This is a genomic window from Zobellella maritima (genome assembly GCF_003075035.1).
Lineage (GTDB): Bacteria > Pseudomonadota > Gammaproteobacteria > Enterobacterales > Aeromonadaceae > Oceanimonas > Oceanimonas maritima.
Genome location: NZ_QCZE01000001.1, coordinates 2,087,842 through 2,105,561 on the forward strand (window position 1 = coordinate 2,087,842; position 17,720 = coordinate 2,105,561).

Here is a 17,720-nt window from a genome sequence, read left to right on the forward strand (position 1 = left end):
TCCCCCGTCGGGCGTGTGCCCGTGATTGATAAGGACAATGGGATGATTTTATGCGGACACAGAGGCGTGGCCAGCCTGGCACCGGAAAATACCCTGGCGGGAATGCGAAAGGTCAGGGAGCTAGGCCTGGACTGGGTGGAGATCGATGTTCAACTGACCCGGGACGGCACGCCCGTAGTGATACACGATCAAACCGTCAATCGTTGCACCAACGGCCGGGGCAAAGTCAGCAACCATGAACTGGAGCAGCTGCAGCAACTGGATGCCGGCAGCTGGTTCGACAAGGCTTTCAGGAATGAGTCCGTACCGACCCTCGAGCAGTTGCTGTTGCTGTGCCAGGAGCTGGCCATCAAGGTGAACATAGAACTAAAAACGTACCATGAAAGCGAAGCCGATCAGCTCTGTCACCGGGTAAGCCAGGTGATAGACACAGGGCTGTATCCCAAAGGCAAGCTGCTGTTTTCCAGCTTCAATCAGGTCTGCCTGATGCTGATGAAGCAACTGCAGCCGGACCTCCGCCGCGGCCTGCTGGTGGAACGCATTCCCGACAACTGGCAGCAGCTAATGACAGAGCTGGACTGTTACAGCCTGCATTGTAATTTCCGCCATCTCACCCGCCCCCGGGCCCAGGCCGTTAAACAGGCCGGCTACCCGCTTTATTGCTATACCCCCAACCAGCCAGGAAAGGTCGCCCACCTGATCGACTGGGGGGTGGACATGATTATCACCGACAGGCCGCAGGATTATCTGGTGGCCGGCTGGCCACCCGGGTAACCGACGTAAATCGGGGCAAAGACCCGACACCCGGACGCTTTTTTAGGTTTTGGCCGCTTTTCTGGTATCATGGCAGCTGTTTGCTATCCAGCATTGCCTCTCAGCCGTCCAGCCAGGACCTAATTTGTTCGGAGTCTCATGTCTTTTGCTGCCCTCGGTCTGAACGACCAGCTCGTTCAAGCCATCAATGAATGTGGTTATACAGAGCCCACCCCCATCCAGTCCCAAGCCATTCCGTTGGTATTGAAAGGCGGAGATCTGCTGGCCGGTGCCCAGACCGGAACCGGCAAGACCGCCGGCTTCGGCCTGCCCATGCTGCAACGTCTGAGCGAAACCCAGGCCCGACCGCTGGCCAATGGCCGGGCGCCGGTACGCGCCCTGGTGCTGACCCCCACCCGCGAGCTGGCCGCCCAAGTAGAGGAAAACCTGCGCGCCTACGCCAAACACACCAACCTGAACACCCTGGTGATGTTCGGCGGCGTCAGCATCAACCCGCAGATGAAGGCCCTGGGCCGCAAGATAGACGTAGTGGTCGCCACCCCCGGTCGATTACTGGATCATGTATCCCAACGTTCCATCGATTTGTCCCGCATCGAAATGCTGGTGCTGGACGAAGCGGATCGGATGCTGGACATGGGCTTTATCCGCGATATTCGCCGGATCCTGGCCCTGATGCCGAAAAAGCGCCAGAACCTGCTGTTTTCAGCCACCTTCTCTAATGAGATAAAGCAACTGGCAGAAGATTTGCTGCACGAGCCGGAACATATCGAAGTCGCCTCCCGCAATGCCACCGCCGATACCATAAACCAGGCCTTTTACGGGGTGGACAAGAACCGTAAACGGGCGCTGATAAGCTACCTGATCGGCCACCATAACTGGCGCCAGGTGCTGGTGTTCACCCGTACCAAGCACGGCGCCAACCGGCTGGCGATGCAGCTGGACAAGGACGGTCTCCCGGCCATGGCAATTCATGGTGACAAGAGCCAGGGCGCACGCACCCGGGCCCTGAGCCAGTTCAAGGATGGTCAGCTACGGGTATTGGTAGCCACCGATATCGCCGCGCGCGGTATCGACATCAGCGAACTGCCCCATGTGATCAACTTCGAACTGCCCCATGTGGCGGAAGACTATGTGCACCGTATCGGCCGCACCGGCCGCGCCGGTAGCCAGGGGCATGCCATCTCCCTGGTGTGCCACGAAGAAAAGCTCCAGCTCAAGGCTATCGAACGGCTGACCAAGAACCGCTTTGAACTGCAGGTGCTGCCCGGCTTCGAGCCCGGCCCGGAAGAACCCCAGCCCGCCACCAAGCCGCCGGCCAATAACCGTGGCCGGGGCAATGGCGGAGGACGCGGTAACGGGGGGGGCCGGGGCCAGAATCAGCGAGGCGCCAACAACAAGCCGCCGCGCAGCAACAAACCCAACCAGCCCCAACGCCACGGCCGTCACGACGGTTAATGGTTGATATCAAGCCCCGGCATCCGCCGGGGTTGTTGTTTATGGCCGGCACTCCTCTTTCACCGCCGGACCAAAAGGTTCCCTCCTGCCCATCCTATAATTAAATTGTTGCCGTCGCCTTGACAGCATCACGGAGCTGACGCTTAAAAATAACGTTGTTGGGCGCCATCGGGAATGGATGGCAGCTCCTCTGGAGGAACCATGAAGACACTAACCACCTGCCTCGGTCAAACCCTGATGGCCTTGACGTTGCTGCTAGCTGCCGGAATGGCGCCGGCCGCCCATCACGAAGCCAAAAAAGACATTGTCGAGACCGCGGTAGATGCGGGCACCTTTACCACCCTGGTCGCCGCCGTACAGGCCGCAGAGCTGGTCGATACCCTCAAGGGCACGGGGCCCTTCACCCTGTTCGCCCCTACCGATGGCGCCTTTGCCAGGCTACCGGCAGGCACAGTTGATAATTTGCTCAGACCCGAGAACAAGGACCAGCTGGTCGCTATCCTGACTTACCATGTGGTCGCGGGCAATATCATGGCGGCGGATGCCATCAAGCTTGACAGTGCCACTACGGTGCAGGGCGGCACAGTCAGCATCCAGACCCAAAATGGCAATGTGAAGGTGAATGACGCCACCGTGCTGATGGCCGACCTTGAAGCCAGCAACGGGGTGATTCATATCATCGACAGGGTTCTTATGCCCTGATGACAATTACCGCCCTGAGGGGCGGTTTTTTACGAACTCCGCCGGTTCAGCATATGCACCAACATCCCCAGCACCAATCCCCAAAAGGCACTGCCGATCCCCATCAGAGTGACACCCGACGCCGTACACATAAAGGTGAGCAAGGCCGCATCCCGATTGTTTTCGTCTTTCAGGGCCACCCCCAGGCTGTTGCCTATGGTACCCAGCAAGGCCAGGCCGGCGATCGCCATGATTAATTCAACCGGCAGCGCGGAAAACAGGCCCACCACTGTGGCGCCGAACAGCCCCATCAACAGGTAGAAAACACCGCCCCAGATGGCGGCCCGATAGCGTTTAAGGGGATCCGGGTCGGCCTCCCTGCCCATGCACACAGCCGCACTGATCGCCGCCAGGTTAAAGGCAAAACCACCAAAGGGCGCCAACAAGACCCCGGTCAGGCCCGTCCAGCCGATCAGAGGGGACGCCGGGGTCTGATAACCGTGGGCCCGGAGTACGGCGATACCCGGAACGTTTTGCGAGGCCATGGTGACCACAAACAGGGGAATACCCACCCCGATCAGGGTCGAGGTGGAAAAGCTCGGCATCATCAGCACAGGGCTGGCCAGCTGCCACTGAAACCTCTCGAAATGCAGCAAGTCCAGGGTACCCGCCAGGCCCAACCCCACCAGCAGGGCGAGCGGGATCACGTAGCGTGGCCAGCGATGGCGCGCCAGCAAATAGGTGGTCAGCATGGCACCCACCAGCAGCGGATCGGTTTGGGCGGAAGCAAACAAGTCCAGGCCGAAGCGCAGCAGTACGCCGCCCAGCATGCCGGCCGCCAGGGCGGCGGGCACATATCGCATGATGGTTTCAAACCAGCCGGTCACCCCGCAAAGCAGGATAAGGGCGGAACAAAACATAAAGGCACCGATGGCTTCACTCATGGGAATACCGGCCAGGCCGGTCACCAGCAGGGCTGCGCCCGGTGTCGACCAGGCGGTCAGTACCGGGCTGCGGTAACGCAGTGACAAACCGATGCAGGTGACGCCCATGCCTATTCCCAAGGCCCACAACCAGGAGGCAATCTCGGCCTGGGTTGCCCCCGCCGCGGCGGCCGCCTGGAAGATAATGGCCGCCGAGCTGCTGTAGCCTATCAGCACGGCAATAAAGCCGGCAGCAATATGTGAAAGACCAAAGACACCACGCATATCAGGCTTCCTTAGAGAGGATCGGCTGTGCGTTATAGCGCACAAAGAAGCCATGCTAGCAAAGGTATGCTATAACGCACAACCGACAAGTGTGCACAAATCAGAGATCGCAGACCCCATGAAGGAGCTGAACCAATATCTGGCGGAAACGCTGAAACGGCTGCGCCGGCAGCAAGGCTGGAGCCTGGACAGGTGCGCCCGGGAAACCGGCGTCAGCAAGGCCATGCTGGGCCAGATAGAACGGGGAGAGTCGAGCCCGACCGTGGCGACCTTGTGGAAGATAGCTGGTGGCTTTCATACCCCGTTGTCCACCTTCCTCGAGCCGGCTCCGGCCGAAGGCACGGTTTACCGGGTTGCGGATCAACTGCGTCGCCGGCCGGCCCGGGACGGCATGCTGGTGGCACCCTTGTTCCCCTATGAGCCCCGTTTTGGCTTCGAGATGCTGGAGCTGACCCTGCTGCCCGGCTATGAACGCATATCAGAACCGCACGAGGCCGGTGTTACCGAGCACGTCATAGTGCAGGGTGGCGCCATGGAGCTGTTACTGGCGGGGCAATGGACGTCCCTGCTCCCGGGGGCGGCAGTACGTTTCGATGCCAACCGGAAACACGGTTATCGGAATACGGGCACCGAGCCGGCAGTGTTCTATAACCTGATCCATTATCCCGCTAGAAACTAGATGCAGGAAGTTACCGGCGTCAGGCTTGAGTCTTGTCCTTCAGCAATTCTGCACACAGGCGTACAAAGTCGGATGAAGCAACAATCCCCTGTAGCTGACGCTCCGCATTCACCACCGTCAGGCAACCATGCTTGTTTTGCAGGAAAAAGGACACCACCTCGGTAAGCGGGGCATCAACATCCACGCTGTTGTAATCGGTCTCCATAATTTCCACCACCTTGCATTCCCGCTCGCGCCGTTCCAGGGCACTGACCCCATAGTCGGCCAGCAGCGACATTATGCTGGAAACCATGCGTTTCTGGGTGATAATTCCCAACAGCTTGCCGGTAAGCGGATCCACCACCGGGATATGGCGTATGCTTTTTTCCCGCATCAGCTCGTGGGCATCCCTTAAGGTTGCACTCTGATCCAGGGTCAATATCTGGCGAGTCATCAGATCGCCCACCGAGTTCATTGTCATCAGCCTGCTCCTTTAACGACAGACAAGTGGGAAAGAGGGATCGGCTCCCTTAACTATACCCAGTTTTGACACAGACCCTGCCTGCTGCAAATCAAAAACCGGCATCGTGAGCGGCCATCTTGATAAAATTATTAATGCGACTATTTCTCATTGCCATTTGGATAGACATCCGCTTGATAATCCGTATGCTAGTCACTTATCGTCATCCATCGTCGTTATTGAGAGATCGGGAGTTAATGTGAACCTTCGCCGCTATGCCGTGTTCGCCCTGGGGTCCCTGGCCTTGCATGGCCTCCTGGTCCAGGCGATGACGCGGCAGGTACAGACCATTGCCTTGCCCGCAAGCGACGCGCCCGGCCCAATCAGCGTGCAGATGCTGCCTACGGTGGCCAAAGCTGAACCGGTCCCTGAACCCGAGCCCAAACCGGAACCCAAGCCCGAGCCCAAACCGGAACCCAAGCCCGTGCCCAAACCGGACCCCAAGCCCGAGCCCAAACCGGAACCCAAGCCCGTGCCCAAACCGGACCCCAAGCCCGTGCCCAAACCGGAATCCAAGCCCGTGCCCAAACCGGAATCCAAGCCCGAACCCAAACCGGAGCACAAGCCCGAACCCAAGCCGGAGCCAGTACAACAACCGGTGACCCCGCCCCCTCAGCCGGCTCCCATCACTGAATCCCTGCCCGAGCCCCAACAGGCTGCCCAGGCCAGTGCACCCAAGCAGATTCAGACCCCCAGCTTTAAGACCCGACCGGCCCCCATCCCCTACCCGAGCCAGGCCCGCCGCCGAGGGCTGGAGGGCACAGTGGTAGTGGAAGTCTGGCTGGATCAAGAGGGCAAGCAAATCAAGCGCCTGCTGGCACAATCCTCGGGCGTCAGGCTGCTAGACCAGGCGGCCCTGAAGGCCATTGTCAAATGGCGCTTTTCCGCCTATGTGGAAAATGGCCGGGCCTTGGCCCACCGCGTTCATATCCCCGTTCGTTTCAAATTGGATTAAATCATGGAACTGTTATCTCAACTGCAACAACAACTGGGCCCGATGAGCTGGCCACTGCTCCTCTGCTCCCTGGCTACCGTCGCGCTCTGGCTGGAACGTACCCTTGCCCTGATCTGGACAAGCCTGAGCGGAGAGCAGGAAAAACGCCGGCTGCGCCAGGAAAATAGCGGTTATCTGGCGCTGGAAGGGCAGAAGCACAACTCCCTGATCCTGCTGGGATGCGCCCTGCTGGTCCGGCACCGGGATTGCGATAAATCCACCCGTGAAGATCTGGCCTCGGTCTGGTTGCAACACCAAAGACGCAGGCTACATGCAGGACTGCGGGTACTGACGCTGGTCGGGGTGATCAGCCCCTTGCTGGGACTGCTGGGCACGGTACTGGGGTTGATGGAGATGTTCAGGGGCATTGGTCTAAGCCAGGAGCCGGTCACCCCGGCACTGCTCGCCGATGGCCTGGGCCTGGCCATGAGCACTACCGCCGCCGGCCTGCTGATCGCCCTGCCCGCTATTGCCGGTGCCCAGCTGTTCGGGCTGTGGGCCGATCGCCTACTCGACAAGCTCACCCATGAGCTGAACCAGTGCAACCTCTCGCTGGAAGGCGTCCAGCTGGGAGTAAAAGCATGATAGCGCGTCCCGATCCCGCCCAATCTGGCTGGCGGGCACTGACCCCAGACATCACTCCCCTGCTCGATATTATCTTTATCGTGCTGGTGTTCCTGATGCTGACTGCCAATATTCCGCTGCAGTCGCTGGAAGTGGACCTGCCCACCACCGACAACGAAGCCCTGAGCAGTGTACAGAATGACCAGGCCATGACCATCAACCTGCTGGCGGGAGAGCCGGCCTGGGCCCTGCAGAGTAAGGAGTATAGAGACTGGGACAGCTTCAAGCCGGTGCTGACGGACAACCTGGAAGCCCTGAAACAGGCCGAACTGGTGCTGGCTTCCGATAAGGAAGTCACGGTAGACAACATGCTCAAGCTACTGGCCTTCCTGCAGGAACACGAGATCAAGGCGACCCAGATCCTGATGGAGGAAGGGCAGTAGGCCTACACCTCGAAGAAGCGGTACAGGCTGTCGATCCGGGTCGGGCAATCGGCGACCAGGTGTACCTTTTCCTCCGCCGCCCGGGGGCTTTCATGGCTGACCCGACAGCCGAGGGTGTCGGTCAGCTCATACAGGTTGCCCTCGGCATCATAGAAAGTCACCAGCCAGCCCATGCTCAGGGTGTCGTGGCACACCCGGGCCTGGTGCAACTTCCCCTGTTGATATAAGTCACGCAGTTCGGCCAGTGTCATGACCTTCCCCTCATTGCCCATCCAATCCAAGTATACGCGATCGGCGGCTCAGGCCATGACGGCATAGCGGGCTTGTAATTAAAGAACTGCTCTGAGGGGTGTCCCATTACTGTGCATTCATGACGCTGAGGCTCTGCTTAGGGGCACCTGGCCGCCGCCGAGCCTGTTCGACTATTCGGAAACGTTATTTATACGGCGGGAGAAGCATAATAAAAAACCGACAAAGGCGGTGCAACCCTTGTCGGTTTTATTTATAGCCACCAACCGTTGGTGGTGGTCTCCCCTAGATTATAGAAATTAAGTAATCTATCAGAAATGCCACTCGGCATTAATGAAGGGTGCCCTGGTATCGACGCCGGGCTTGCCATGATTCCCGTATTTATTGTGCCAATACTCATAACCGACCCCGACCCACAGGGTATTTTTCTTATTAATTACCAGTTGCCCCACATCCAGCATCAATGATGTCCTTAACAGATGTTCGGGCTTGGTTTTATTATTAAAATAGTCGGTACCCTTCTTGCCGTTATAATTGGTGAAGCCCTGAAATTTCATCGGCAGGCCCGCAGTTTCGAAAGGCAATCCCCAGGCCAGGTTTACCTGGTAATAAGGTTCGAAGTCGATATCGTTATGAGTACAGAAAGAAAGGCCACAATGATTGCTTTCATTGGCGTAATAGAGGCTCAGATCAAGAAATCCGGGGACATCGAATTTCAGGGTGGGACCTATGGCCAAAAACCGTTTGCGCGGCGCAAACGCCGAATTCTTGGTATTGAGATCGAAGCCGGCGGTGAGCGCAACCTCCTTGACAGGTCCAAAACTGAGATCCTTATCAAGCACCTTGCCCAGATGCAGTTGGTGGCGATAGACCAGGTAGAATTCGGTAGCGCCATCACTGCTGCCACTGGCCGGGTCTTCACTGCCAGACTTGAGTACATCGAGGTTGAAGTAGTTCTGCCCCAGGGAATAACCGCTGGCATGAGATAACTGCACTATATTCTTGCCGACATCCTGCGCATTGCTGGGCTCGCTGAATTCCGAACCATATCGATAACCGATAAAGGTATCGGACCAGGTTGCCGCCTCAAGCGGAGCACACAGCACGGTAGTTGCTACAGCGGCAAAACTTAATTTATTCAACTTCATTCCATTTACTCCATTAAATCCCAACCTGAATAGCTGGAACACTCCTTTAAAATCAAAAAACACAAATTCGTTAACAGGCTGACCATTACCAGCTTGCTAATTCACTCTCTCAATTAACCTGTACTATTAAGAATCTGGTTGTTTTCCTATTTATGCTTTAGCCAGCCATGCCTTGGCACGGATGCATAACAAAACGGCACACACCATGGGTGTTGCATTACCTGGGTTCATTTGCGGAACAGCACGGATCATCCAGGCTCACCGGCGGCTTCGCTGCCTCCGGTGGCTGGCTTGCTAGTTACCCATCCATGGGTCTGGTACTGTTCCCTGAAAGGCTGTTAATACAGTTTCTTCTGGGGAGGCCCGGCAAAATTCAGCGGTCCCAGGCCATTCATATCGACTTCGATCAGCGAGGGGCCCTGCAACGCCATGGCCTCGGCAATGGCCACTTCGAACTCGCCCAGGCTGGCTATTTTCCAGCTGGTCATGCCCATCGCCTCGCCCACCGCCTTGAAGTCTGGGGCATGGAGCTGGTTGAAATACTGACGACCGTCGAAATACTGGTTCTGGATACCGCGCATCACACCGTATCCGCCGTCGTTCATCACCAACAGCACCATATTGGTGTTTTCCTGCACCATGGTCGCCAGCTCGCCGATGCCCAGCGCCAGGCCACCGTCGCCGACCAGGCCGACCACTTTCTTGCCCGGGTTGGCGATCGCCGAGCCGATGGCCATCGCCAGCCCCATGCCGATGGCGCCGGCCAGGGAATGGATATTGGTATTGGGCGCCTGAATGGGGAACAACCGACTGCCCCAGGTACTGCCGGACATGGTGATGTCACGCACCAGTATGCCATCGTCCGGCAAGGCGGCACGCAGCTGGTCACAGAGCTGCGCATAATTGCCCAGCTGATTGCTCAGTGCGCTGACTGCGGCCGACTTGGCTTCGGCTATTTCCCGGTCAAACGCCACATTATGCTTGTCGCAGCCCTGCAGGGAATCCGCCAGGTAGGCCAGCACCGCCTTGGCGTCACCGCACAAGAAATGATCCACCAGGTAGTTGCGCTGCTGGGCCACTGGATTGGCATCTACCTGATACAGCGGCTTGGGCAGGACAACCGAGTAGGTCCGGGTTTCATTGCTGCGCAGCCGCGAGCCCACCACCAGTCCCAGGTCACAGCTGGCCATCAGCGCCTCCACGGCAGGCGAGTTGTGGAAGGCACCCAGGCTGCGCGGGTGCGCATCCGGCAATATGCCCCGGCCATGGGTGGAGGAAATCACCGCCACACCCAGATCCGCCAGGGCTTTGACTTCCTGACTACAGTTGAGGGCGCCGCCACCGATCCACAGCAGCGGCCGCCTGGCCGCCCGCAGGGCATCGGCCAGAGCACTGAGCTGCTGCTCATCCGCCTGGGGTTGCTGCAGGGACTTGACCGGACCCAGCTCGGCGGGCAACGCGATGTCAGCGGCCTGCACATCGATCGGCAACTCTATGCTGACCGGGCCCATGGGCACTGTGGTGGCGACGCGGATGGCTTCGCGCAACACGCCGACCGCATGGTCCGGGCTGGTGATGCGGAAAGCGGCCTTGCTGCTTGCCTTGAGGAAGGTCAGCTGGTCACGGGTCTCATGGATAAAGCTGGCATCCCGGTCCAGGTATTCCCGCTCGACCTGACCGGTCAGGTGCAGCAGGGGGCTGCCGGCGTTGAGGGCTTCCAGCAGGGCGCCCACCCCATTACCGGCACCGGCTCCCGTGCTGGTGATCGCCACCCCCAGGCCCTTGAAGCGGGCGTGGGCGTCGCCCATGGTCACGGCGCCGGCTTCCCCCCGGGCGGCAACGAAATGGATTTTGTCGCGGCGGCCGATGGCATCGGCGATGGGCAGGTTATGGATGGAAATCACCCCGTAGACGCTGTCCACATCATGGGCTTCCAGTACCCGGGCGATGGCTTCGCCAACATTCACTCGTTCGGTCATTATCATCTTCCTTTAATTCAGTACATAACTGCTCAGCAGCACCAGGGGTTGGGCGTATCGCTCAGCCCCACATAGATGCTTTTCTGCTGCATATAGGCCAGCACGCCCTCGCGCCCTTTCTCCCGGCCCAGGCCACTTTCCTTGTAGCCCCCGAAGGGGGCGGATACGGAAAACTTCTTGTAGGTGTTGATCCAGACGGTGCCGCACTCGAGCTGTCGTGCCAGACGCCAGGCCCTGCGGAAGTCCTCACTCCAGATACCGGCGGCCAGGCCGAAGATACTGTCATTGGCCTGGCCGAGCAGGTCCGCCTCGTCTTCGAAGCGGATCACCACCAGCACAGGGCCGAAAATCTCTTCCTGACACACCCGCGCGCCGTTGTTCAGGCCGGTGATAATGGTGGGCGGGTAGAAACTGCCATTGGCCAGCGGCCCTTCGCTCAGCCGCTCGCCGCCGCACAGTACTTCGCCGCCTTCCTCACGGGCCAGCGCCACGTAGTCGGCCACGGACTGCAGGTGCGCCTCGCTGATAAGCGGCCCCATGTGGGTTCCATCCTGCTCGGGATGGCCGACCCTCAGTTCCCGGGTCAGGGTCAGCAGCCGGTCCATAAAGCGCTCATAAACGGCGCCGTGCACAAACAGCCGTGAGCCGGCGATGCAGGCCTGACCGGCTGAGCTGAAGATGCCGTAGACCACGCCCTTGGCCGCCAGCTCGATATCGGCGTCTTCCAGCACTATGGTCGGCGACTTGCCGCCCAGCTCCAGGGAGGTGGGGATCAACTTGTCGGCGGCGATATGGGCCAGGCTGCGGCCGGTATTGGTGCCGCCGGTAAAGGAAATCTTGCGCACCAGGGGATGACGCACCAGGGCATCGCCAACCACGGAGCCACGTCCGGGCAGTATGCTCAGCAGGCCCTTGGGCAGGCCCGCTTCCTCGAACAGCCTGGCCAGTTCCAGCGCCGCCAGCGGCGTGGCGTCGGCGGGCTTGAGCAGCACCGCATTGCCGCCGGCCAGGGCCGGTGCAATCTTTTGCATTTCGCTGGCGATGGGCGAGTTCCAGGGGGTAATGGCCGCCACCACGCCGATGGGCTCGTGTACGCTCAGGGTCATGAAGTCGGCGGACCGCTGGGAAGTGAGCTGCTCGTCCAGGGTTTCGCAGGCGGCGGCGAAGTAACGGGCGGTGCCCGCCGCGCTGGCCACCAGGCCACGGGTTTCCGCCAGGGGTTTACCGTTGTCCCGGGTCTGCAAGGCCGCCAGCTGCTCCAGCCGCGCTTCAATCAGGTTGGCCACCTTGTAGAGGATGGCGGCCCGCTGATGGGGTAGCGCCTGACGCCAGGAAGGGGCCCGCCAGGCGCGCTCGGCCGCCTGCACCGCCTCTTCCACGTCTTCCCGGCTGGCGGTACTCAGCTCGGCATTGACGCTGCCGTCCGCCGGAAAACGGCTGACACTGACCGGACCCCGCCCCTGGCGCCACTCGCCACCGATAAAAATAGGTCTAACCATGACTCAACTCCTTAAATAAGCACGGTGTCGGTGCAGTGCCGACAGGCCCGGACCACGCTTAGCGCCGCCAGGGTGGAGGTTTTCGGATTGCTGGCCAGCGGTTGTCCGCTCAGCTCAATGCTCAGCTCCCCGAACCGTCCCTGAGCCAGGATGCTGTGTTTGTTGCTGCTACTGGCGGGATCCACCGTCAGCTCGACCCGCGTGTTGTCCATGCCAAGGCCGGCCAGGGCGACGGTCGCCGCCACGTTGGCATTGGCCGGAAAACGCAGCGCCGCCTCCCGGGCCGAGCCGCGGAAAAACACAGTCGGCTCGGTCACGGCGTCCAGGTCTATCAGGGCTTCGGCCGGGCTGCCGCGCCAGCTTTGCGGGCTCTTGCGACCGCTGTAGACCACCGATTCCAGGCCCCCTTCACGGGCCGCGGCCAGGCCGTCGACCCCGGCAATGGCGCCGGCCAGGGCCAGGATACGCCCACCACCCTGCTGTGCCGCGATCCGCAGGCTCTGCAACAGCTCATCATCGGCCAACGCGCCGACTGAAATCAGTCCCAGCGTCCAGCCCTTGGTCAGCACTCTGGCGCCATGCTCGCGCACCGCCCCCTGGCCGGCGCATTCCACCACCAGATCCGGTGCCTGGTCGCACTCGTCGATATGACTCAGTACCCGGACCGAGGGACCGAGCTCGGCCTGCACCTCATCGACCCGGGCAGGGGACACCAGCAACCATTTCAGCACCAGTTCGTCCGGCAGCAGGGAGGCCACCTCCCTCCCCATGGCGCCGAACCCGATCATCATCAGTTGTTTCAAGACGCTCTCTCCTACAGGTGCTTGTTAAAACCGCCGGACACATCCAGGGTGGCGCCCGAGGTATAGGACGCCAGCGGCGAGGCTAGGAACACCAGGGCCCGGGCCGGCTCCTGCGGCTTGCCCAGACGCCCCATGGGAATGCCCCGCCGCGCGGCGATGGTTGCAGTCCACTGCTCCCAGCTGCTTTCACGATCGCTGCGCTCGGCAAAGCGCCGGCGCCACTGGTCAGACTCCACCATGCCGAGCAGGATGGAATTGACCCTTATGCCCTTGGCCGCAAACTCGTGGGCCAATGAATGGGTCAGGTTGAGCAACGCCGCCCGCGCCGCCGAGGTGGCAATCATGTGCGGCTCAGGCTGCAACGCCAACAGTGAGTTCACATTGGTAATTGACGGGCACTCAGACTGTTCCAGCAACGGCAGGAATGCTTTGACCGGGTAGATCACGCTGAAGGTCTTGAGCCGGGTCTCGTTGAGCCAGTCGTCATCCGTGGTGTCGGCAAAGCCGGATACCCGGCCCTGGCCAGCGTTGTTGATCAACAGATCGGCGCCGCCGAAGCGGGCCTTGACCTGGCCGGCGAATGCCTCGACCTGGGACTTGTCGAGCACATCACAAGCTACCGTCAGGTAATCGGCACCGGGAAAGGCCGCGGCAATCTCCTGCTCCGAGGCCGCCAGACGCTCGGGATTACGGCCGCACCAGGCGACCCTGGCGCCTTCGGCCAACAGCAGGCGCACCGTCTCCAGGCCGATACCGGAGGAGCCGCCGGTGACCACGGCCACCTTGCCTTCTAGATTAAAACTCATTATTCACCTCGCTAACGGATGACAGCAGCGTCTGATCGATCCGGATCAGGGCCTGGTTAAAACGCTCGGGTTGGTCGATATAGCTGGCATGCCCCGCCCCCGCCAATGGCACAGCCATGGCACGCCCATGGCGCGCAATCAGCTGCTCCACCCCGGTGGGCGCGGTGATCACGTCTTCTTCACCGTAGATAACCCCGAGCCGATGCCCATAGCCGGTCAGGTAGTTCCAGATATCGTCATAAGCCAGCAGATAGGAAGCGGCGAGGAAACCGTCAAAATGCAGTCCCATCATGCCCTGCGCCACCAGCTCCAACTGGGCTTCACTGGCATGCTGGGACAGCAATACCGGCCCTCGCGCCGCCGCCAGCCCCCGGTGACCGAGCTTGCGCAACATCTCGGGCCGCTGCCGATATACCCGCAGCTGGGTATCGGCGTCCGCATGGCCGTAGCCCTGGGCCGGATTGGCCAGCACCAGGCCGCGAATCCGTCCGGGATAGCGGTCGGCATAAGCCGCCACTATCATGGCGCCGAGCGAATGACCGAGCAGCAGCGGCTGCTCCAGACCCAAGCCCTCGATCAGCCCGTGCAACATTTCGGCATATTCCAGGGCGGAAGGCGCGTCGTTTGCCAACACTTCACTCTGGCCATAACCGGGGGCGTCCCAGGCCACCAGGGTGTAATCGGCCGCCAGTTGCTCCAGCTGATTGACCCAAGAGCCGGAACCGGAGCTGATACCGTGCAGCAGGACGATGGCCGGGCCTTGGCCGGCAAGCCGGTAGGCCAGTCGCCGCCCGTTTACCAGCCGAGTCTGCGGCGGGAAACGCAACAACTTGTCAGTCAAACTGGAGCCATTCATGATCAGCCCCGCTTGATCTTGGACAGTGGATGATCTTCCGGATAGGTCGGAATGGTCGGCTTGTTCGCACCCAGCATGACGCACATCAGCGCATCTTCCTGTCCCGGGTTGAACAGGCCTCGGTAGATCCCGGGAGGAATGGAGATCAGATCTCGCTCGTTCAGCCGGGTTTCGAATTTCTCCCCTTCGTGCTCGACGAACAAGTCGATGCTGCCGCGTAACATAAAGAACACTTCCTCCACGTCGTGATGCACGTGCAGCGGTCCTTCGCATTGGGCCGGCAGCACCATAGTGGAAAAGGTGAAGTGCTCTGATGGCACGGTATTGCTGTCACTCTTGACGCCGGCGGCCCCCGTGCCCATGTAACGCATCTGGGCGCGGCGATACTTGGGATCGAAGTCGGCCTGGAACTTCAGTGCCTCGAAGTCGTATCGACGGGTGGCGAAGCGGGCGATGCGGCTGTCCAGCCATTCACCCAGTGACTGCTCCTGCGGTTTATTCCAGGTTTCGAATTGTGCGTTCATCGTCTTTCCTCACTTAGTGGGTTTATACCGCCCGGGCAGGCACATCCAGGCCCGGGCAGAACAGATCCGTGGTCGGGCTATCAGTATTTTTTCACCAGGGGCAGCAGCACGAAGGAGCCGAGAACTGCTACAAACACCAGGAACAACAGGCCGAGATTGAAGTCGCCGGTCTGGGTCACGATATAGCCCATGACCACAGGGGCGGCGGCACCGGCGAAGTTGCCGAAGCCGTTGAAAATGCCCCCGGCGGTGGCGCTGACGCTCGCCGGGGTGATCCTGGCCAGCAGGGCGAACACCGAAGACACCCCGAAGCCCCAGCTCATGGCGCTGACCGACATGGCCGCGATGGCCAGCACCGCATCCTCTATCTTGAGCACCAGGTACATGCTGAGCCCGGCGATCAAGAGCCCGCCGAACACCTGGGCGGCCCGCTTGCCGGTCTTGTCAGACAGGAAGGCACCGGCGACTTCGCCCACCAGCATGGCGATAAAAGGCAGGGAAGAGAGGGTACCGAATTCCTTGAGGTTGACGCCCTTGGCTTCGATCAGATAGCTCGGCAGCCAGCCGTTCAGTCCCCACAGGTAGGTGAGCAGGGCGGTGTTGAACAGGCACACTGCCCAGAATGCCGGGGTCTTGAACAGCAACTGGCTGTTGCGAATATGCTGTTGCCAGCCAGCTTGGCATCGGCCTTGAGCTTGACGCCCTTCAGCCCCCAGAACACCACGGCCAGGGTGACCAGGGTCAGGGACGCCATCACGAAGAAGGTCATCTGCCAGCCATGGGCACCCAGCACAAAGGAGGTGATGGGGAAACCCAGGGCGGCACCGATGGGGGTACCCAGCAGGAACATGGTACTGGCCCTGGCCTGCTGGCCGCTGCTATAGCATTGCTTGACGATGCTGTAGGCCAGCGCGAACAGCGGCCCCTCGGCGATACCCAGCAACACCCGCAGGAACAGCAGCTGTTCATAGCTGGTGGCCAGCCCCATCAGCGCCATCAGCACACCCCAGGAGCCGACGCAGATCAGCAGGCAGGTCCTGGGATTGATGAGGTCACCGACAAAACTCAGGAAGATGGAGGAAAAACCGTAGGCCAGCAGGAAACTGGTCATCAGCCAGCCCAGCTTGGTTTTGTCGGTGCCTATGCCCATCACGTCCTGGAACACGGGGTCGGAGAACAGCACGGCGATGCTGATCTTGTCGAAAAATGCCAGCACGACGCAGACCATCAGCACGACGGAAATCGACCATTGCTTGATGGCGCTCGATTGCACCGGCATCTCGGAGTTCTCGATGGTTTCTTTCACTGTTTCCATACTTATATACCCTTTATTCCCTTTAAGGTTTCAATGTCATTAAATTGACCGTCGGATCGGCGAGTTGATCGGCGGGCAATACGGTGCCGGCTTTCAGCCAGCGTTTGCCGAGCTTGACCAATTTGGCGTCATTGACCGCGATCATCGACTCCAGCCGGCCATCATTATCGAGATAAATAAAAGAGAGCTGGTTATCCCCGCTCTGGCGCAACACCAGACGACTGTCGGTGGTGGCCGGCGTGCCCAGGATCTGGATATTGCGGTCATATTGATCGGACCAGATCCAGGGATCGTCCTGGTAGGGACTGTCCTGGCCCAGCATGGCCTTGGCCGCCGAAATGGCCTGGTTCTGCGCATTGGCCCAGGACTGGATGCAAAATCCCAGCTTGGGGTGAATGGCCACGTCACCGGCGGCATAGATATCCGGATCCGAGGTCTGCCCCTGTTCATCGACGATAAGCCCCTGTCCCATTGCCAGGCCTGCATCCCGACCCAACTCGGCAGCAATTTCCGCCCCGGCACCAACCACTACCGCATCCACCTCGGCCAGCACCTGCCCAGCCCGGCACAGGTTGAGGGTGCCGGAATCGGCAGCCACCAAATCGATAAGGCCACAATCCAACCGAACCTCGACCCCTTGATGCTGATGCAGCTCGCATAGAAAGTCAGATACCTCGGGGCGTACGCTGCGGGCACAGAGCCGCTCGCCCAGTTCAAACAGGCTGACCTCGACCCCTTTTTTACGGGCCGTGGCCGCCACTTCCAAACCGATCCAGCCGCCGCCCAAAATAGCCAGCCTCTTGCCCGGTTGCAGCCGGGCGCCCAGCCGCTGGGCATCGGCCAGGGTCCGCACCGTAAACACATTGGGCAGGTTCTGCCATTCCTGCACCGGGAGCCGGGCCCGGCTCCCGGTGGCGATCAGCAGCTTGTCGTAGGCCAGCACGGCGCCGCTATCGAGGGAGACGGTATGTTCCCCGGGATCGATGGCCGTGGCACGTGCCGGCTTGTGCCAGTCGATATCCATGGCGGCCACCGCTTCGTCGGAAAACAGCTGCAACGCCTTGGGGTCCATCTCGCCGGCTAACACCTGCTTGGACAGAGGCGGACGCTCGTAGAAAATGCTGTGTTCGTCGGACACCACCGACAACAACCCGGTAAAGCCCTGCTGACGCAGGGTATGGGCTGCCCAGGCTCCCGCCTGGCCGGCACCGATGATCACGATGCGGGAAACTGAGGTAGTCATA

20 protein-coding genes are annotated in these 17,720 nt (G+C 60.4%); 7 read left to right on the plus strand and 13 right to left on the minus strand.

Annotation, left to right across the window (positions count from 1 at the left end):
• The first annotated feature begins 42 nt into the window (after nucleotides 1-42).
• The 3 genes from DCS96_RS09605 (at nucleotide 43) to DCS96_RS09615 (ending at nucleotide 2,931) form a co-directional block, all read left to right on the plus strand.
• Nucleotides 43-774, plus strand: coding sequence for a glycerophosphoryl diester phosphodiesterase (locus DCS96_RS09605; protein ID WP_116474056.1), 732 nt, complete (start codon nucleotides 43-45; stop codon nucleotides 772-774).
• A 138-nt stretch (nucleotides 775-912) separates the two neighbouring features.
• Complete coding sequence (locus tag DCS96_RS09610; RefSeq protein ID WP_116474057.1) at nucleotides 913-2,229, plus strand: DEAD/DEAH box helicase; 1,317 nt, start codon at nucleotides 913-915, stop codon at nucleotides 2,227-2,229.
• Between the two features lie 201 nt (nucleotides 2,230-2,430).
• Nucleotides 2,431-2,931, plus strand: a complete 501-nt coding sequence (locus tag DCS96_RS09615; RefSeq protein ID WP_198649981.1) for a fasciclin domain-containing protein — start codon at nucleotides 2,431-2,433, stop codon at nucleotides 2,929-2,931.
• A gap of 29 nt (nucleotides 2,932-2,960) precedes the next feature.
• On the opposite strand, the gene DCS96_RS09620 is transcribed toward DCS96_RS09615, so the two are convergent.
• Nucleotides 2,961-4,118, minus strand: a complete 1,158-nt coding sequence (locus DCS96_RS09620) for a benzoate/H(+) symporter BenE family transporter (RefSeq protein WP_116474058.1) — start codon at nucleotides 4,116-4,118, stop codon at nucleotides 2,961-2,963.
• Nucleotides 4,119-4,236: 118 nt separating this feature from the next.
• Between DCS96_RS09620 and DCS96_RS09625 the strand changes: the two genes are divergently transcribed.
• On the plus strand, nucleotides 4,237-4,797 hold the full coding sequence (locus DCS96_RS09625; protein ID WP_116474059.1) for a helix-turn-helix domain-containing protein: 561 nt from the start codon (nucleotides 4,237-4,239) through the stop codon (nucleotides 4,795-4,797).
• A 19-nt stretch (nucleotides 4,798-4,816) separates the two neighbouring features.
• On the opposite strand, the gene DCS96_RS09630 is transcribed toward DCS96_RS09625, so the two are convergent.
• Nucleotides 4,817-5,257, minus strand: coding sequence for a CBS domain-containing protein (locus tag DCS96_RS09630; protein ID WP_116474060.1), 441 nt, complete (start codon nucleotides 5,255-5,257; stop codon nucleotides 4,817-4,819).
• 238 nt (nucleotides 5,258-5,495) lie between these two features.
• On the opposite strand from DCS96_RS09630, the gene DCS96_RS09635 reads away from it, so the two are divergent.
• The 3 genes from DCS96_RS09635 to DCS96_RS09645 are packed head-to-tail and all read left to right on the plus strand — an operon-like array spanning nucleotide 5,496 to nucleotide 7,297.
• Nucleotides 5,496-6,251 (plus strand): energy transducer TonB, encoded by a 756-nt coding sequence (locus DCS96_RS09635; RefSeq protein WP_116474061.1) that lies wholly within the window; start codon nucleotides 5,496-5,498, stop codon nucleotides 6,249-6,251.
• Between the two features lie 3 nt (nucleotides 6,252-6,254).
• Nucleotides 6,255-6,875, plus strand: coding sequence for a MotA/TolQ/ExbB proton channel family protein (locus DCS96_RS09640; protein WP_116474062.1), 621 nt, complete (start codon nucleotides 6,255-6,257; stop codon nucleotides 6,873-6,875).
• The gene (locus DCS96_RS09645) at nucleotides 6,872-7,297 is read left to right on the plus strand and encodes an ExbD/TolR family protein (protein ID WP_116474063.1); all 426 of its coding nucleotides are present in this window, start codon (nucleotides 6,872-6,874) and stop codon (nucleotides 7,295-7,297) included. Before DCS96_RS09640 ends, DCS96_RS09645 begins: the two co-directional genes overlap by 4 nt.
• Nucleotides 7,298-7,299: 2 nt before the next feature.
• Here the strand turns inward: DCS96_RS09645 and DCS96_RS09650 are convergent, their stop codons facing one another.
• The 11 genes from DCS96_RS09650 to DCS96_RS09695 form a co-directional block, all read right to left on the minus strand.
• The gene (locus DCS96_RS09650; protein WP_116474593.1) at nucleotides 7,300-7,548 is read right to left on the minus strand and encodes a hypothetical protein; all 249 of its coding nucleotides are present in this window, start codon (nucleotides 7,546-7,548) and stop codon (nucleotides 7,300-7,302) included.
• A 309-nt stretch (nucleotides 7,549-7,857) separates the two neighbouring features.
• The gene (locus tag DCS96_RS09655) at nucleotides 7,858-8,694 is read right to left on the minus strand and encodes an outer membrane protein OmpK (protein ID WP_116474064.1); all 837 of its coding nucleotides are present in this window, start codon (nucleotides 8,692-8,694) and stop codon (nucleotides 7,858-7,860) included.
• Between the two features lie 338 nt (nucleotides 8,695-9,032).
• Complete coding sequence (locus tag DCS96_RS09660; RefSeq protein ID WP_116474065.1) at nucleotides 9,033-10,673, minus strand: thiamine pyrophosphate-binding protein; 1,641 nt, start codon at nucleotides 10,671-10,673, stop codon at nucleotides 9,033-9,035.
• Nucleotides 10,674-10,705: 32 nt separating this feature from the next.
• Nucleotides 10,706-12,172 carry an aldehyde dehydrogenase gene (locus DCS96_RS09665; RefSeq protein ID WP_116474066.1) on the minus strand — a complete coding sequence of 489 codons (1,467 nt, stop codon included), beginning with the start codon at nucleotides 12,170-12,172 and terminating at the stop codon, nucleotides 10,706-10,708.
• An 11-nt stretch (nucleotides 12,173-12,183) separates the two neighbouring features.
• Nucleotides 12,184-12,975 (minus strand): aspartate dehydrogenase, encoded by a 792-nt coding sequence (locus DCS96_RS09670; protein WP_116474067.1) that lies wholly within the window; start codon nucleotides 12,973-12,975, stop codon nucleotides 12,184-12,186.
• 11 nt (nucleotides 12,976-12,986) lie between these two features.
• A complete protein-coding gene (locus tag DCS96_RS09675) occupies nucleotides 12,987-13,781 on the minus strand; it encodes an SDR family oxidoreductase (protein ID WP_116474068.1) in 795 nt (264 codons plus the stop codon).
• The gene (locus tag DCS96_RS09680; RefSeq protein WP_116474069.1) at nucleotides 13,771-14,637 is read right to left on the minus strand and encodes an alpha/beta fold hydrolase; all 867 of its coding nucleotides are present in this window, start codon (nucleotides 14,635-14,637) and stop codon (nucleotides 13,771-13,773) included. The genes DCS96_RS09675 and DCS96_RS09680 overlap by 11 nt, the downstream gene beginning before the upstream one ends.
• A 2-nt stretch (nucleotides 14,638-14,639) precedes the next feature.
• Nucleotides 14,640-15,161: a cupin domain-containing protein gene (locus DCS96_RS09685; RefSeq protein ID WP_116474070.1), complete on the minus strand. Its 522-nt coding sequence runs from the start codon at nucleotides 15,159-15,161 to the stop codon at nucleotides 14,640-14,642.
• A gap of 80 nt (nucleotides 15,162-15,241) precedes the next feature.
• Nucleotides 15,242-15,775: an MFS transporter gene (locus DCS96_RS18945; protein ID WP_269801894.1), complete on the minus strand. Its 534-nt coding sequence runs from the start codon at nucleotides 15,773-15,775 to the stop codon at nucleotides 15,242-15,244.
• Nucleotides 15,730-16,476, minus strand: a complete 747-nt coding sequence (locus DCS96_RS18950; protein ID WP_198649983.1) for an MFS transporter — start codon at nucleotides 16,474-16,476, stop codon at nucleotides 15,730-15,732. The genes DCS96_RS18945 and DCS96_RS18950 overlap by 46 nt, the downstream gene beginning before the upstream one ends.
• 22 nt (nucleotides 16,477-16,498) lie before the next feature.
• Complete coding sequence (locus DCS96_RS09695; RefSeq protein ID WP_116474071.1) at nucleotides 16,499-17,719, minus strand: NAD(P)/FAD-dependent oxidoreductase; 1,221 nt, start codon at nucleotides 17,717-17,719, stop codon at nucleotides 16,499-16,501.
• Nucleotide 17,720: the final 1 nt, after the last annotated feature.